The organism is Streptomyces sp. NPDC014907, from assembly GCF_055562975.1.
The window spans coordinates 12,265-28,731 of the sequence record NZ_JBVHEG010000002.1 but is presented as its reverse complement, the minus strand read 5'-3'; the positions used below and the strand labels follow the sequence as shown (position 1 = coordinate 28,731).

Here is a 16,467-nt window from a genome sequence, read left to right as displayed (position 1 = left end):
CACCCGGGCATTCTCACGGGCCCGGCCGGGTCGTGTCACTCGGCTGCCGGCAAGTGCGGAGGATATGCCGGGGTTTCGACCGTTAAACCTGGTCGGCGGAGGGGGTGTCCGACGGGTCGATCTCGCGCAGCAGGCCCGTCGTCACGTCGAAGACGAAGCCCCGCACGTCGTCGGTGTGGAGCAGGAAGGGGGAGGTCCGCACCCGCTGCATCGACTGCCGGACGTCCTGGTCCACGTCGCGGAAGGCCTCGACCGCCCAGGCCGGCCGCTGGCCGACCTCCATCTCCAGGTCGTGCCGGAACTCCTCGGTCAGGGACTCCAGGCCGCAGTTGGTGTGGTGGATCAGGACCACGCTGCGCGTCTTCAGGGCGCGCTGGCTGATGGTGAGCGAGCGGATCACGTCGTCGGTGACCACGCCGCCCGCGTTGCGGATGGTGTGGCAGTCGCCGAGTTCGAGACCGAGGGCCGCGTGCAGGTCGAGACGGGCGTCCATGCAGGCGACGACGGCGACGCCCAGCACGGGGCGCGCGTCCATTCCGGGGTCGGTGAAGTCGGCGGCGTAGCGTTCGTTCGCCTCGACGAGACGGTCGGTGACCGTGGAGTCGGTCCGTACGGCGTCGGCGGAAGTGTGTGCGGAGGTCGACATGGTTCAGACGTTATCGGCCGGAGGGCGCCGCGGCGCGTTGTGAGAAGGGACAAAGAACGTCAATGAACCTTGTTGTGAGGTAATCCACAGGGGTGAGGGGCGCGTCCCGAACGGGTGACCCGTCCGGAATGTCCCTCCGGGGCGCCGGAGCCGTGCGACGCGCCAGCCGGTTGATTGACCGGCGGGTCCGGTGGACTAAAGTGACGCGAAGTTCACGGAGAAGACGAGCGGTTTCCGCCGTTTCTCCCCCGTGTGTGCGGCGGTACCTACGGCTCGGCCTCCTCCCGCTCGCCGGTCGGCCGACGCGCCCTTCCGGCGCCGGGCGACCCTCCCCTTCAGCCGGGGCGCCCCGGCGGCGAGCGGGCGGGGACCCGGCGGTACGTGCCCCGTGCCCGACCCGAGAAGGTGCGTTGAGCAACGACCGACACGTCCCGGTGATGCTCCAGCGGTGCCTGGACATGTTGGCCCCCGCCCTGGAACGCCCCGGCGCGGTCGCCGTCGACTGCACCCTGGGACTCGGCGGCCACAGCGAGGCCCTCCTGGAACGGTTCCCCGAGGTGCGGCTCGTCGCCCTCGACCGGGACAAGGAGGCCCTGCGGCTCTCCGGCGAACGGCTCGCCCCCCACGGGGACCGCGCCACCCTCGTCCACGCGGTGTACGACGAACTGCCCGAGGTCCTCGACCGGCTCGGCATCGCCGAGGTGGACGGCGTCCTGTTCGACCTGGGCGTCTCCTCCATGCAGCTCGACGAGGCCGACCGGGGCTTCGCCTACGCCCAGGACGCCCCGCTCGACATGCGCATGGACCAGTCGACCGGCATCGGCGCGGCCGAGGTCCTCAACACCTACCCGCCCGGCGAGCTGGTCCGCATCCTGCGCGCGTACGGCGAGGAGAAGCAGGCCAAGCGGATCGTCTCCGCGATCGTGCGCGAGCGCGAGCGGGAACCCTTCACCACCAGCGCCCGGCTGGTCGAACTCATCCGCGACGCCCTGCCCCAGGCCGCCAAGCGCACCGGCGGCAACCCGGCCAAGCGCACCTTCCAGGCCCTGCGCATCGAGGTCAACCACGAGCTGGAGAGCGTCGAGCGGGCGATCCCGGCGGCCGTGGGGGCCCTCGCCCTCGGCGGCCGGATCGCCGTCCTCTCGTACCAGTCCCTGGAGGACCGCATCGTCAAGCAGGTCTTCGCGGCCGGGGCGGCGACCACCGCCCCGCCGGGCCTGCCGGTCGTCCCCGAGAAGTACCAGCCCCGCCTGAAGCTGCTCACCCGCGGCGCCGAGCTGCCCACCGAGGAGGAGGTCGCCGAGAACCGGCGCGCCGCCCCGGCCCGGCTGCGGGGCGCCGAACGCATCCGGAAAGACGTGCCGTGAGCACGGCGAAGGGGCCGCTCAAAGGGCGGGCCGAGCGGCTCGGACGGCTCATGCCGTCGGAGCCCGGCACGGCCGCCCGCACCCCCTTCGTCCTGCTCGTCGTGGTGCTGCTCGGCGGCGGCCTGATCAGCCTGCTCCTGCTGAACTCGGCGCTCAACCAGGGCTCCTTCCGGCTGAACGAGCTGAAGAACGAGACCACCGAACTGACCGACGAGGAACAGGCCCTCCAGCGGGACGTCGACGACTACGCCGCCCCCGACGCCCTGGAACGGCGCGCCCGCGAACTCGGCATGGTCCCGGGCGGCAGCCCCGCCTTCCTCGGCCCGGACGGCAAGGTGCTCGGCGAGCCCTCCGCCGCCCCCTCGCCGGCTCCCGCCCCGACGGTCCCGCCCACCGCCGGTTCCCCCGCCGCCCCGGCGACGGCGACCGCGCCCGCAACCGCTCCGACGACCTCCGGCAGGTGACCGAGCAGTGCCCCCCAAGGAGCCCACGCGCCGCCGCGTCCCCGGTCCCGCCCGGCCCGCCCGCCCCCGCACCGCCGCGGCCCCCGGCGGGCCCCGCGCGCCCCGTCCCGCACCCCGCCCGGCCGCCGGGCGGACCGCGCCCCGGCCCCCGGCCCGGCGGCCCCGCACCATCCGGCTCGGCAACCCCCGGCCCCGGCTGCGCCTGGTCTCCCTGGGCCTGACCCTGGTCATGCTGGTCTTCGTCGTCCGGCTGCTCCAGGTCCAGGCCGTCGACGCCGGCGCGTACGCCGCCAAGGCCGACAGGTACCGCTTCCAGGAGTACACGCTCTCCGCCGAGCGGGGCGAGATCACCGACCGCAACGGCATCGCCCTCGCCGCCAGCGTCGACGCGTACGACATCACCGCCGACCCCAAGCTCTTCACCCGCGAGGAGAGCAAGGTCGCGGACGCCCCCGAGCGGGCGGCCGCCCTCCTCGCCCCGATCCTCGGCAAGCGGCCCGCCGAACTGGCGAAGAAGCTCCGCACCCCGAAGTCCCGCTACACCCTGCTCGCCCGCAAGCAGACCCCGCAGGTCTGGAACCAGATCAAGGACCTCAAGAGGTTCTACGCCCAGAAGGCCCAGCCCTCCGCCGGCGGCAACGGCGTCAACCTCCTCGGCGGCGTCCTCAGCGAGCCCAGCAGCAAGCGTGTCTACCCGAACGGCGAACTCGCCGCCGGGATACTGGGATACGTCAACGCCGAGGGCCGGGGCGCCGGCGGCGTGGAGTCCATGCTCGACCCGGAGCTGGCGGGGAAGGACGGCACGATCCGCTTCACCCAGTCCGGCGGCCGCCAGGTGCCCACCGCGGGCTCCCGGGGCACCCCCGCCGTCCCCGGCTCCGACATCGAGCTGACCATCGACCGGGACATCCAGTGGGCCGCCCAGCAGGCCATCACCGAACAGGTGGGGAAGTCCGCGGCCGACCGCGGCTACGTCGTCGTGCAGGACACCGCGACCGGCGAGATCCTCGCCCTGGCCAACGCCCCCGGCTTCGACCCCAACGACCTCTCCGCCGCCAACTCCGCCGCCATGGGCAACGCCGCCCTCCAGGACGCCTACGAACCCGGCTCCACCAGCAAGGTCATGTCCATGGCCGCCGTCCTGGAGGAGGGCAAGGCGGCCCCCGACACCCACGTCATCGTCCCCAACCGGCTCCACCGCGGCGACCGGCTCTTCAAGGACGACGTCGACCACGAGACCTGGTACCTGACCCTCAACGGGGTCCTCGCCAAGTCCAGCAACATCGGCACCATCCTCGCCACCGGCCGGCTCGGCCCCACCCAGGCCGAGTCCAACAAGGTCCTCCACTCCTACCTGCGCAAGTTCGGCATCGGCAGCCCCACCGGCCTCGGCTATCCGGGGGAGACCTCCGGCATCCTCGCCAAGCCCCAGGACTGGTCGACCTCGCAGCAGTACACGATCCCCTTCGGCCAGGGCCTCTCCGTCAACGCCGTCCAGGCCGCCTCCGTGTACTCCACCATCGCCAACGGAGGCGTACGGGTCGCCCCGACGCTCGTCCGCGGCACCAGGGGACCCGACGGGCGCTTCGCGCGGGCGGCCGAACCGGAGAAGTCACGGGTCGTCAGCGAGAAGACCGCCAAGACCCTCGCCACCATGCTGGAGTCCGTCGTCGAGGACCGGGAGGGCACCGGCACCAAGGCCGCCATCCCCGGCTACCGCGTCGCGGGCAAGACCGGCACCGCCAACCGGGTCGACCCCGAACTCGGCCGGTACAAGGGCTACACCGCCTCCTTCGCCGGCTTCGCCCCCGCCGACAAACCGCGGATCACCGTCTACTGCGCCATCCAGAACCCCACCCGGGGCAGCCACTTCGGCGGCCAGATCTGCGGCCCCGTCTACAAGAAGGTCATGGAGTTCTCCCTCAAGACCCTCCACGTCGCCCCCACCGGCGACGAACCCGCCCGCCTGCCGGTCACCTTCGACCCCACCCCGTGACACTCCGGGAGCACCAGTGACAACGATCACCCCCCATTCCGGGAACCGGAAATCGAACTCCGGCGAGACCCCGGGCTCTTTTGGCCCCCCACAGGGTGCGCCCGGTACGCTCACCGCCGTGCCACACGCTGATCAGTACCGAACCACCCCGCCACGGCCGGAGCGGGTCCGCCCGACACCCCTGGGCGACCTCGCCGCGCTGCTCGGGACCGACGTCTCCGGGAGCGCCGACGCCTCCGGGACCGCCGAGGTCACGGGCATCACGCACGACTCCCGGGCCGTGCGCCCCGGGGACGTGTACGCGGCCCTGCCCGGCGCCCGCGCCCACGGCGCCGACTTCGTCGCCCAGGCCGCCGGACTCGGCGCCGCCGCGATCCTCACCGACCCGGCGGGCGCCGCCCGCGCCGCCGCGACCGGCCTGCCGGTCCTGGTCGTCGGGGACCCGCGCGGCCGGATGGGCGAACTCGCCGCCGAGATCTACGGACGGCCGGGCACCGGCCTCCTGAAGATCGGCATCACCGGCACCTCCGGCAAGACCACCACCGCCTACCTGGTGGAGGGGGGACTGCGCGGCGCCGGACGCCGGACCGGCCTCGTCGGCACCGTCGAGATGCGGATCGGCGACGAGCGCGTCAAGTCCGAGCGCACCACCCCCGAGGCCACCGACCTCCAGGCCCTCTTCGCCGTCATGCGCGAACGGGACGTGGAGGCCGTCGCCATGGAGGTCTCCAGCCACGCCCTCGTGCTCGGCCGGGTCGACGGCTGCGTCTTCGACGTCGCCGTCTTCAACAACCTCAGCCCGGAGCACATGGAGTTCCACTCCGGCATGGAGGACTACTACCGGGCCAAGGCCGGGCTCTTCACGCCCGTCCGCAGCCGCCTGGGCGTGGTCAACCTGGACGACGCGTACGGCCGCAGGCTCGCCGGGGAGGCCGGCGTCCCGGTCGTCACCTTCTCCGCCGAGGGCCGTCCCGACGCCGACTGGCGCGCCGAGGACCTCGTCCTGGGCTCCCACGGCTCCACGTTCACGGCCGTCGGCCCCGGGGGCGAGCGGATTCCCGCCACCGCCCCGCTGCCCGGCCCGTTCAACGTCGCCAACACCCTCGCCGCGATCGCCACCCTCGCCGTCGCCGGCCTCGACCCGAAGGCCGCCGCCGAGGGCGTCGCCGCCGTCCCCGGCGTACCGGGCCGCCTGGAGCGCGTCGACGCCGGCCAGCCGTACCTCGCGGTCGTCGACTACGCGCACAAGACGGACGCCGTCGAATCGGTGCTGCGCTCCCTGCGCGAGGTCACCGAGGGCCGGCTGCACGTGGTCATCGGCTGCGGAGGCGACCGCGACACCACCAAACGCGGCCCGATGGGCGCCGCGGCGGCCCGCCTCGCCGACACCGCCGTCCTCACCTCGGACAACCCCCGTTCCGAGGACCCCCTGGCCATCCTCACCGCCATGCTCGCGGGGGCCGCGGAGGTCCCCGCCGCGGAGCGCGGCGAGGTCCTCGTCCTCGCCGACCGCGCCGCCGCGATCGCCGCGGCCGTCGCCCGCGCCCGGCCGGGCGACACCGTCCTGGTCGCGGGCAAGGGCCACGAACAGGGCCAGGAGACCGCCGGGACCGTCCGCCCCTTCGACGACCGCGAGGTCCTGCGCGCCGCGATCCTCGAACGGAACGTCCCGGCCACCCCGTCGGACAGCAGCGCCGAAGCCACTCACCAGAACAGTCAGGGATGAAGCAGTGATCGCCCTCTCCCTCGCCGAGATCGCCGGAATCGTCGGCGGGCAGACGCACGACATACCGGACGCCGACGCCCGGATCACCGGGCCCGTCGTCATCGACTCCCGCGAGGTGCGGCCCGGCAGCCTCTTCGCGGCCTTCGCCGGCGAGCGCGCCGACGGCCACGACTACGCGGCACGCGCCGTCGAGGCGGGTGCGACGGCCGTGCTCGTCACCCGCCCCGTCGGCGTGCCCGCGATCGTCGTGGACGACGTCCAGACCGCCCTCGGGGCCCTCGCCCGCGCCGTCGTCGAACGGCTCGGCACCGATGTCGTCGCCCTCACCGGCTCGGCGGGCAAGACCTCCACCAAGGACCTGATCGCCCAGGTCCTCGGCCGGCACGCCCCCACCGTGTGGACGCCCGGCTCGCTCAACAACGAGATCGGCCTGCCGCTCACGGCGCTCCGCGCGACCGAGGAGACCCGGCACCTGGTCCTGGAGATGGGCGCCCGCGGCATCGGCCACATCCGCTACCTCACCGGCCTCACCCCGCCCCGCATCGGCCTCGTTCTCAACGTCGGCTCCGCGCACATCGGCGAGTTCGGCGGCCGGGAGCAGATCGCCGTGGCCAAGGGCGAACTGGTCGAGGCGCTGCCCGCCGAGGCGGAGGGGGGAGTGGCGGTCCTCAACGCCGACGACCCCCTCGTCCGCGCCATGGCGGACCGCACCAAGGCCCGGGTGGTCCTCTTCGGCGAAGCGGACGAAGCGGCCGTACGTGCCGAGAACGTCCACCTCACGGAGGCCGGGACGCCCTCTTTCCGGCTTCACACACCCACCGGGTGCAGCGACGTGACCTTGCGCCTGTACGGTGAGCACCACGTGTCGAACGCGCTCGCCGCGGCCGCCGTCGCGCACGAGCTGGGCATGCCTGCCGAGGAGATCGCCACCGCGCTCTCCGAGGCCGGCTCCCTGTCGCGCTGGCGCATGGAGGTCACCGAGCGTCCGGACGGCGTGACGATCGTCAACGACGCCTACAACGCGAATCCCGAGTCCATGCGAGCCGCCCTGCGCGCGCTCGCGGCCATGGGCAGGGCCGCACAGGCCCGCGGGGGCCGTACGTGGGCGGTGCTCGGCAAGATGGCCGAGCTCGGTGACGCATCGCTCGCCGAGCACGACGCGGTCGGACGGCTCGCCGTCCGGCTCAACGTCAGCAAGCTCGTGGCGGTCGGGGACAGGGAAGCGTCCTGGCTGCAACTGGGCGCATATAACGAGGGTTCGTGGGGTGAGGAGTCGGTGCACGTGTCCGACGCACAGGCGGCGGTCGACCTGTTGCGCAGTGAGCTGCGCCCGGGGGACGTCGTCCTTGTGAAGGCGTCCAGGTCGGTCGGTCTCGAACAGGTCGCCACGGCCCTCCTCGACACCGAGGGCGAGGTCACCGGCCGATGAGGCAGATCCTCTTCGCGGGGGCCATCGGGCTCTTCCTGACCCTGATCGGCACCCCGCTGCTCATCAAGCTCCTCGCGCGCAAGGGGTACGGGCAGTTCATCCGCGACGACGGCCCCCGCGGCCACGCCGGGAAGAAGGGCACGCCCACCATGGGCGGCATCTCCTTCATCCTGGCCACGCTCATCGCGTACGCCCTGGCCAAGGTCATCACGGGCGAACCGCTCTCCTACTCCGGCGTGCTGGTCCTCTTCCTGATGGCCGGCATGGGCCTGGTCGGCTTCCTCGACGACTACATCAAGATCGTCAAGCAGCGGTCGCTCGGCCTGCGGGCCAAGGCGAAGATGGCCGGCCAGCTGATCGTGGGCATCGCCTTCGCGGTGCTCGCGCTCCAGTTCTCCGACTCGCGCGGCCTCACCCCGGCCTCCACCAAGCTCTCCTTCATCACGGACTTCGGCTGGTACATCGGCCCGGTGCTCTTCGTGGTCTGGGCGCTCTTCATGATCCTGGCCATGTCCAACGGCGTGAACCTGACGGACGGTCTGGACGGCCTGGCCACCGGCGCCTCGGTGATGGTCTTCGGCGCGTACACCTTCATCGGGCTCTGGCAGTTCCAGGAGTCCTGCGCCAACGCGCTGACCCTCACCAACCCGAACGCCTGCTTCGAGGTCCGTGACCCGCTCGACCTCGCAGTCGTGGCCTCCGCCCTCATGGGAGCCTGTTTCGGCTTCCTCTGGTGGAACACCTCGCCCGCCAAGATCTTCATGGGCGACACCGGCTCGCTCGCCCTCGGCGGCGCCCTCGCCGGTCTCGCCATCTGCTCCCGCACGGAGCTCCTGCTGGCCCTGCTCGGCGGCCTGTTCGTGCTGATCACGATGTCCGTGGTCATCCAGGTCGGCTCGTTCAAGATGACCGGCAAGCGCGTCTTCCGGATGGCCCCCCTCCAGCACCACTTCGAACTCAAGGGGTGGTCCGAGGTCCTGGTCGTCGTCCGGTTCTGGATCATCCAGGGCATGTGCGTGATCGTGGGCCTGGGCCTCTTCTACGCGGGATGGGCATCGGCGAAGTGACAGAACGGCTCGACTGGAACGGCAAGAAGGTCACCGTCGCGGGACTCGGCGTCTCCGGCGTCCCGGCCGCCCGCGCCCTGCACGGGCTCGGCGCGCGGGTGACCGTCGTCAACGACGGCGACGACGAGCGCTCCCGGGCGCAGGCCGCCGCGCTGGAGGCGGAGGGGATCACCGTCCGGCTCGGCGACGGCGACTCCCTGCCGTCCGGCACCGAACTGATCGTCACCGCGCCCGGCTGGCGGCCCGACAAGCCGCTCTTCGCGGCCGCCGCCGGGGCGGGCGTCGAGATCTGGGGCGACGTCGAACTCGCCTGGCGGCTCCGGGGTCCCGGGGCGGCCCCCTGGCTCGCGGTCACCGGCACCAACGGCAAGACCACGACCGTGCGGATGCTCGCCTCCATCCTGGAGGCGGCCGGTCTGCGGACCGCCGCCGTCGGCAACATCGGCGTCTCGCTCCTCGACGCCGTCCTCGGCGAGGAGGAGTACGACGTGCTCGCCGTCGAACTCTCCAGCTACCAGCTGCACTGGGCGCCCTCGGTCCGCGTCCACTCGGCCGCCGTGCTCAACCTGGCGCCCGACCACCTCGACTGGCACGGCTCCATGGAGGCGTACGCCGCCGACAAGGGCCGGATCTACGAGGGCAACCGGGTCGCCTGCGTCTACAACGCCGCCGACGGCGCGACCGAGGACCTGGTCCGCGAGGCCGACGTCGAGGAGGGCTGCCGGGCGATCGGCTTCACCCTCGGCACCCCCGGCCCCTCCGAACTGGGCGTGGTCGAGGGCATCCTCGTCGACCGGGCCTTCGTGGAGAACCGGCAGAAGAACGCCCAGGAGCTGGCCGAGGTCGCCGACGTGCGGCCCCCGGCCCCGCACAACATCGCCAACGCCCTCGCGGCCGCCGCCCTGGCCCGCGCCTTCGGCGTCGACGCCAGGGCCGTACGGGACGGCCTCAGGGCCTTCCGGCCCGACCCGCACCGCATCGAACCGGTCGAGGAGGTCGGGGGGGTCACGTACGTCGACGACTCCAAGGCCACCAACACCCACGCCGCGGAAGCCTCGTTGGCGGCCTACGAGCCGATCGTCTGGATCGCCGGCGGTCTGGCCAAGGGCACCACCTTCGACGAGCTGGTGCGGAAGTCCGCGAAGCGGCTGCGCGGAGCCGTCCTGATCGGCGCCGACCGGGCCCTGATCCGCGAAGCCCTGGCGCGACACGCCCCGGAGGTCCCGGTGGTCGACCTCGACCGGACCGACACTGGGGCGATGTCCGAGGCGGTCCGCGAGGCGGCCCGGCTCGCCCGCCCGGGAGACACGGTCCTGCTCGCCCCGGCCTGCGCCTCGATGGACATGTTCACCAACTACAACGAGCGCGGCGAGGCCTTCGCGGACGCGGTCCGCGCCCTCGCCGCCACCGGGGACGCCTGACCCGACCAGTGGGAGGGTCCGGCAGCACCGGACACGACCGGAGGGGACAGCGACCATGCCGAGCAAGATCGCCGGGACGCGCCGGCCCTCCGCCGCACGCGGCGGGGGGCGGGCTCCCGCGACCCCGGGGCGGACGCGCGGCGGAGGAGTGCGGGGACTGTACGAGCGGGCCAGGAAGGCCTGGGACCGCCCCCTCACGGCGTACTACGTGATCATCGGCGCGGGGATGCTCATCACCGCGCTCGGGCTCGTGATGGTCTACTCCGCCTCGATGATCACCGCGCTCACCTACGAGCTCGTGCCCTCCTACTTCTTCCGGAAGCAGTTCTTCGCCGCGCTCCTCGGCACGGGGCTGCTGTTCGTCGCCTCCCGGATGCCGGTGAAGCTGCACCGGGCGCTCGCCTACCCGCTGCTGGTCGGCGCGGTCTTCCTGATGGTCCTGGTCCAGATCCCCGGGATAGGGCACGCGGTCAACGGCAACCAGAACTGGATCTCCCTCGGCGGCCCCTTCCAGCTCCAGCCCAGCGAGTTCGGCAAGCTGGCGCTGATCCTGTGGGGGGCCGACCTGCTCGCCCGCAAACAGGACACGCGGCTCCTGACCCAGTGGAAGCACATGCTGGTGCCGCTGGTCCCGGTCGCCTTCATGCTGCTCGGCCTGATCATGCTCGGCGGCGACATGGGCACCTCGATCATCCTCGCCGCGATCCTCTTCGGCCTGCTCTGGACGGCCGGGGCGCCCACCCGGCTCTTCGTCGGGGTGCTCGGGGTCGCCGGCGCGATCGGCGTGCTCCTCATCAAGACGAGCGACAACCGGATGAAGCGCTTCGAGTGCGTCGGAGCGACCGATCCGGGCGGCGAGGGAGCCCCCTGCCTCCAGGCCGCGCACGGAATCTATGCTCTGGCGTCGGGCGGCTGGTTCGGTTCCGGGCTCGGTGCGAGCGTGGAGAAGTGGGGCCAACTGCCCGAGGCGCACACCGACTTCATCTTCGCGGTCACCGGTGAGGAACTGGGCCTCGCGGGGACGCTGTCGGTACTCGCCCTGTTCGCGGCTCTAGGCTATGCGGGTATCCGCGTGGCCGGAGGCACGGAGGACCCCTTCGTGAGGTTCGCCGCGGGAGGTGTGACCACCTGGATCACGGCGCAGGCCGTGATCAACATCGGTGCGGTGCTCGGCCTGCTGCCGATCGCCGGTGTCCCGCTCCCGCTGTTCTCCTACGGAGGGTCGGCCCTGCTGCCGACCATGTTCGCCGTCGGGCTCCTCATCGCCTTCGCGCGACAGGAACCCGCCGCGAAAGCGGCCCTGGCCATGCGCCGCCCCGGCTGGGGCAAGCGGGTCGGGAAGAGATGGAAGTCGATGCGACGGCGCGTGAAGAAGCGCCCGTCCGGAGAGCGGTGAATTTCGGTGCATGTCGTACTCGCCGGTGGGGGGACCGCCGGCCACATCGAGCCCGCGCTCGCCCTCGCGGACGCCCTGCGGAGGCAGGACCCCAGCGTGGGGATCACGGCGCTCGGCACGGAGAAGGGTCTGGAGACCCGGCTCGTGCCCGAGCGGGGCTACGAGCTGGCGCTCATCCCCGCCGTGCCGCTGCCCCGCAAGCCCACCCCCGAGCTGATCACCGTCCCCGGACGGCTGCGCGGCACGATCAAGGCCGCCGAGCAGGTCCTGGAGCGCACCGGGGCGGACTGCGTGGTCGGCTTCGGCGGCTACGTGGCGCTGCCCGGCTACCTCGCGGCCAAGCGGCTCGGCGTGCCGATCGTGGTCCACGAGGCCAATGCCCGGCCGGGCCTGGCCAACAAGATCGGTTCGCGGTACGCGGCCGGGGTCGCCGTCGCCACTCCGGACAGCAAGCTCCGCAACGCCCGTTACATCGGCATCCCGCTGCGGCACACCATCGCGACCCTCGACCGGGCGCGGGTGCGGCCCGAGGCGCGCGCCGCCTTCGGCCTCGACCCGAACCTGCCGACGCTGCTGGTCTCCGGCGGTTCGCAGGGCGCCCGGCGGCTCAACGAGGTGATCCAGCAGGTCGCCCCGGTGCTTCAGCGCTCCGGCATCCAGATCCTGCACGCGGTCGGCCCGAAGAACGAAATGCCGCGCGTCGACAACATGCCCGGTATGCCGCCGTACGTGCCGGTACCGTACGTGGACCGGATGGATCTCGCGTACGCCGCGGCCGACATGATGCTCTGCCGCGCGGGCGCGATGACCGTCGCCGAGCTCTCCGCCGTCGGACTGCCCGCCGCGTACGTCCCGCTGCCCATCGGCAACGGCGAACAGCGGCTCAACGCCCAGCCGGTGGTCAAGGCCGGCGGCGGGCTCCTCGTCGACGACGCGGAGCTGACGCCGCAGTGGGTGCAGGGCAACGTCCTGCCCGTACTGGCCGATCCGCACCGGTTGTACGAGATGTCCCGCGCCGCCGCCGAGTTCGGGCGCCGGGACGCCGACGACCTGCTCGTCGGCATGGTGTACGAGGCGATCGCCGCCCGCCGCCAGGCGTAGCGCGGCGCGCTCCCCCCAGGGACGGAAGGCAGGAGGCGCCAGGTGGCAACCGCACCGACGACCGCCGGGAAGCGCGGCGCGAGCAGGTCGAAGGGGTCGCCGGACGGGCCCGCGCGGCCGGAGGACCGGAACGATCGATTCCGGGCCCTCCGGCCCCGGGTGCTCCTCGCCGCGGCCGGCCTCGTGGCGGTCGCCGCCGGCGCGGCCTGGGCGCTCTACGGGTCGTCCTGGTTCCGCGTGGAGGCCGTGGAGACCTCCGGCACGCGGGTCCTGACCCCGGCCCGGGTCGAGGCGGTCGCCGCCGTCCCGGTGGGCGCCCCGCTCGTCTCCGTCGACACCGGCGCGATCGAGGCCCGGCTGCGGCGGGAACTGCCGCGGATCGGGACGGTCGACGTCGAACGGGACTGGCCGCACGGAATCGCACTGAAAGTGACGGAACGGGAGCCCGTCCTCCTCATCGAGAAGGGCGGGAAGTACACCGAAGTGGACTCGTCCGGCGTGCGGTTCGCCACCGTCCCCACCGCCCCCCGGGGCGTCCCCCGGCTCGTCCTCGACGCCTCCGCCTCCCCGAGCCTCCGCCGCTTCGGCGCGGACCGGCTGCTCCGGGAGGCGGTCCGCGTCCGGGGTGAACTCCCGGAGCGAATCGCCGGGGACACCCGTGTCGTGCGCGTCACCTCGTACGATTCCGTCACCCTGGAACTGACCGGGGGGCGTACCGTCTTCTGGGGGAGCGGCGAGCACGGCCCGGTCAAGGCCCGGGTGCTCACCGCTCTCCTGAAGGCCGCTCCCAAAGCGGGACACTTCGATGTAAGTGCTCCCACGGCGCCCGCCGTGTCGGGGAGTTGACGTCCGTCAGCACTGGCCAGCACCCTGGTTGGCCAGCGCTACGGGTGATCACATAGGGTGAAAAGAAAAACGGGAGGTTCGGCGTGTTCGTTGAACGTGCGCCACTTGTCGACTTAGTGTCCTGTCCGGAAGAGTCCAGCGAACAGAGACACTGGTAACCCTAAACTTCAACGTTAGGGTTTGGGTCGGCGTTTCGGACCGTCCCAATCGGCATCCGTCGTCGCAGCGCGGCCAACCGCGCGGTGGCGACACGTAACTCGAGGCGAGAGGCCTTCGACGTGGCAGCACCGCAGAACTACCTCGCAGTCATCAAGGTCATCGGTGTCGGCGGCGGTGGTGTCAATGCCATCAACCGAATGATCGAGGTCGGTCTCAAGGGCGTCGAGTTCATCGCGATCAACACCGACGCGCAAGCGCTGTTGATGAGCGACGCCGACGTCAAGCTCGACGTCGGCCGTGAACTCACCCGTGGCCTCGGGGCCGGGGCGAACCCGGCCGTCGGTCGCAAGGCGGCAGAGGACCACCGTGAGGAGATCGAGGAGGTCCTCAAGGGGGCCGACATGGTCTTCGTCACCGCCGGCGAAGGCGGCGGCACCGGCACCGGCGGAGCCCCCGTCGTCGCCAACATCGCGCGCTCGCTCGGCGCCCTCACGATCGGTGTGGTCACCCGGCCGTTCACCTTCGAGGGACGCCGTCGCGCCAACCAGGCGGAGGACGGCATCGCCGAACTCCGCGAAGAGGTCGACACCCTCATCGTCATCCCCAACGACCGGCTGCTCTCGATCTCGGACCGCCAGGTCTCCGTGCTCGACGCCTTCAAGTCGGCCGACCAGGTCCTCCTGAGCGGCGTCCAGGGCATCACCGACCTCATCACCACCCCCGGCCTGATCAACCTCGACTTCGCCGACGTCAAGTCGGTCATGTCCGAGGCCGGTTCGGCCCTCATGGGCATCGGTTCCGCCCGCGGCGACGACCGCGCGGTGGCCGCCGCGGAGATGGCGATCTCCTCGCCGCTCCTGGAGGCCTCCATCGACGGCGCCCGCGGCGTGCTGCTCTCCATCTCCGGCGGCAGCGACCTCGGCCTCTTCGAGATCAACGAGGCCGCGCAGCTGGTCAGCGAGGCCGCCCACCCCGAGGCCAACATCATCTTCGGCGCCGTCATCGACGACGCCCTCGGCGACGAGGTCCGGGTCACCGTCATCGCGGCCGGTTTCGACGGCGGCCAGCCGCCGGCCCGCCGGGACAACATCATCGGCTCGGTCTCCGCCAAGCGCGAGGAGCCCGCCCCGGCGCCCCGCGCCACCGAGCCCTCCCGCCCCCTGGGCGGCCTCGGCACGGTGGCCCCGCGCGAGGACCCGGCCCCCGCCCCGGCGGAGCCGGCCCCCCCGGTCGTCAACGAGACCCCGCTGTCTCCCGTCCCGCCGGTGGTGCCGCCGGCCCGTCCGTACGCGGACAGCCAGGCGGAGGAACTGGACGTCCCGGACTTCCTGAAGTGATAGGACGTCGCTTCGACGCGAACGGCGCGCACTTCGCCTTCACCGACCGGTGGGGCGGGGTGAGCGCCGTTCCGTACGAGGAGCTCAACCTCGGCGGCGCGGTGGGCGACGACCCCGGGGCCGTGCTCGCCAACCGGGCGCTCGCCGCCGGGGCCCTCGGGCTCGACCCGGCGCGGGTGGTCTGGATGAACCAGGTGCACGGCGCGGACGTCGTGGAGGTCACCGGCCCCTGGGGGGACGGGGCGGTCCCCTCCGTGGACGCGCTGGTCACCGGCCGGCCCGGACTCGCCCTCGCCGTCCTCACCGCGGACTGCGTCCCCGTCCTGCTCGCCGACCCGGTGGCCGGGGTGGTGTCCGCGGCCCACGCCGGACGGCCCGGAATGGTCGCGGGGGTCGTCCCCGCCGCCGTGCGGGCCATGACCGGCCTCGGCGCCGACCCCGCCCGCATCGTCGCCCGCACCGGCCCGTCCGTCTGCGGACGCTGCTACGAGGTGCCGGAGGCGATGCGCGACGAGGTCGCGGCCGTCGAACCGGCCGCCGCGGCGGAGACCTCCTGGGGGACCCCCGCCGTCGACGTCGCCGCCGGGGTGCGCGCGCAGCTCGCCCGGCTCGGGGTCCGCGACGTCGAGGACGCCGGGGTCTGCACTCTGGAGTCGCGCGACCACTACTCGTACCGGCGGGACCGCACCACGGGACGACTCGCGGGATATGTCTGGTCGGACGCCGCGACGTCCCCGGGGGCGTCCCCCGGTCTCCCGGCAGGAAAGAGCTGATGACGGACCGTACGGCGGAACTCGCCGAGAACCTGGCCCGGGTGGAGGCGCGCATCGCCGCGGCCTGTGCCGCCGCGGGGCGCGCCCGGGAGGAGGTCACCCTGATCGTGGTGACCAAGACCTACCCCGCGAGCGACGTGCGAATCCTCCACGGCCTGGGGGTCCGGCACGTGGCCGAGAACCGGGACCAGGACGCCGCCCCCAAGGCGGCCGCCTGTGCCGATCTCGACCTGAACTGGCACTTCGTGGGCCAGTTGCAGACGAACAAGGTCAAGTCCGTGCTCGGTTATGCCGACGTGGTGCAGTCCGTCGACCGTCCGAAGCTCGTTTCCGCACTTTCCGCCGCGGCGGAGAAGCGGGGACGCGAACTCGGCTGCCTGGTCCAGGTCGCGCTCGACGCCGGCGCCGGCGAGCGGGGCGACCGGGGCGGCGTCGCGCCGGACGGCGTCGAGGAGTTGGCGGCGGCCGTGGACGCCGCTCCCGGGCTGCGGCTCGACGGCCTGATGACCGTCGCCCCGCTCGCCGGGCCGTACGCGGGCCGGCAACGCGCCGCCTTCGACCGGCTGATGGATTTGTCGACTGCCCTGCGCGCGACCCGTCCTGCTGCGAACATGGTCTCGGCGGGAATGAGCGGAGACCTGGAAGAGGCCGTCGCGGCCGGGGCGACACACGTACGCGTCGGTACGGCGGTACTCGGTGTCCGCCCGAAGCTCGGGTAACGTCGCGAAGCAAGTCGGAC

At 72.6% G+C, this 16,467-nt stretch carries 14 protein-coding genes; 13 read left to right on the top strand and 1 reads right to left on the bottom strand.

Going from position 1 to position 16,467, the window contains the following annotated elements; genetic code table 11:
- Positions 1–82 precede the first annotated feature (82 nt).
- Positions 83–646, bottom strand: a complete 564-nt coding sequence (locus ACZ3IL_RS05515) for a beta-class carbonic anhydrase (protein WP_467386897.1) — start codon at positions 644–646, stop codon at positions 83–85.
- A gap of 410 nt (positions 647–1,056) precedes the next feature.
- Here ACZ3IL_RS05515 and rsmH point away from each other — a divergent pair, with 410 nt between their 5' ends.
- The 13 genes from rsmH (at position 1,057) to ACZ3IL_RS05450 (ending at position 16,447) form a co-directional block, all read left to right on the top strand.
- A complete protein-coding gene (gene rsmH / locus ACZ3IL_RS05510) occupies positions 1,057–2,013 on the top strand; it encodes a 16S rRNA (cytosine(1402)-N(4))-methyltransferase RsmH (protein ID WP_467386895.1) in 957 nt (318 codons plus the stop codon).
- Complete coding sequence (gene ftsL, locus ACZ3IL_RS05505; protein WP_467386893.1) at positions 2,010–2,477, top strand: cell division protein FtsL; 468 nt, start codon at positions 2,010–2,012, stop codon at positions 2,475–2,477. The genes rsmH and ftsL overlap by 4 nt, the downstream gene beginning before the upstream one ends.
- A gap of 7 nt (positions 2,478–2,484) precedes the next feature.
- Entirely contained in the window at positions 2,485–4,473 is a 1,989-nt protein-coding gene (locus tag ACZ3IL_RS05500; protein ID WP_467386891.1) for a peptidoglycan D,D-transpeptidase FtsI family protein, read from the top strand.
- 16 nt (positions 4,474–4,489) lie between these two features.
- Positions 4,490–6,199 (top strand): UDP-N-acetylmuramoyl-L-alanyl-D-glutamate--2,6-diaminopimelate ligase, encoded by a 1,710-nt coding sequence (locus ACZ3IL_RS05495; protein ID WP_467386889.1) that lies wholly within the window; start codon positions 4,490–4,492, stop codon positions 6,197–6,199.
- A 4-nt stretch (positions 6,200–6,203) separates the two neighbouring features.
- Positions 6,204–7,628, top strand: coding sequence for a UDP-N-acetylmuramoyl-tripeptide--D-alanyl-D-alanine ligase (locus tag ACZ3IL_RS05490; protein WP_467386887.1), 1,425 nt, complete (start codon positions 6,204–6,206; stop codon positions 7,626–7,628).
- A complete protein-coding gene (gene mraY, locus ACZ3IL_RS05485) occupies positions 7,625–8,695 on the top strand; it encodes a phospho-N-acetylmuramoyl-pentapeptide-transferase (RefSeq protein ID WP_467386885.1) in 1,071 nt (356 codons plus the stop codon). Before ACZ3IL_RS05490 ends, mraY begins: the two co-directional genes overlap by 4 nt.
- Entirely contained in the window at positions 8,677–10,116 is a 1,440-nt protein-coding gene (gene murD, locus ACZ3IL_RS05480) for a UDP-N-acetylmuramoyl-L-alanine--D-glutamate ligase (protein ID WP_467386883.1), read from the top strand. Before mraY ends, murD begins: the two co-directional genes overlap by 19 nt.
- A 55-nt stretch (positions 10,117–10,171) precedes the next feature.
- Complete coding sequence (ftsW, locus tag ACZ3IL_RS05475) at positions 10,172–11,512, top strand: putative lipid II flippase FtsW (RefSeq protein ID WP_467386881.1); 1,341 nt, start codon at positions 10,172–10,174, stop codon at positions 11,510–11,512.
- 6 nt (positions 11,513–11,518) lie between these two features.
- Positions 11,519–12,613: an undecaprenyldiphospho-muramoylpentapeptide beta-N-acetylglucosaminyltransferase gene (murG, locus tag ACZ3IL_RS05470; protein WP_467386879.1), complete on the top strand. Its 1,095-nt coding sequence runs from the start codon at positions 11,519–11,521 to the stop codon at positions 12,611–12,613.
- A 42-nt stretch (positions 12,614–12,655) separates the two neighbouring features.
- Entirely contained in the window at positions 12,656–13,459 is an 804-nt protein-coding gene (locus tag ACZ3IL_RS05465) for a cell division protein FtsQ/DivIB (protein WP_467386877.1), read from the top strand.
- A 278-nt stretch (positions 13,460–13,737) separates the two neighbouring features.
- Entirely contained in the window at positions 13,738–14,955 is a 1,218-nt protein-coding gene (ftsZ, locus tag ACZ3IL_RS05460) for a cell division protein FtsZ (RefSeq protein ID WP_467386875.1), read from the top strand.
- Positions 14,952–15,728: a peptidoglycan editing factor PgeF gene (pgeF, locus tag ACZ3IL_RS05455; RefSeq protein ID WP_467386873.1), complete on the top strand. Its 777-nt coding sequence runs from the start codon at positions 14,952–14,954 to the stop codon at positions 15,726–15,728. The genes ftsZ and pgeF overlap by 4 nt, the downstream gene beginning before the upstream one ends.
- Positions 15,728–16,447 (top strand): YggS family pyridoxal phosphate-dependent enzyme, encoded by a 720-nt coding sequence (locus ACZ3IL_RS05450; protein ID WP_467386871.1) that lies wholly within the window; start codon positions 15,728–15,730, stop codon positions 16,445–16,447. Before pgeF ends, ACZ3IL_RS05450 begins: the two co-directional genes overlap by 1 nt.
- Positions 16,448–16,467: the final 20 nt, after the last annotated feature.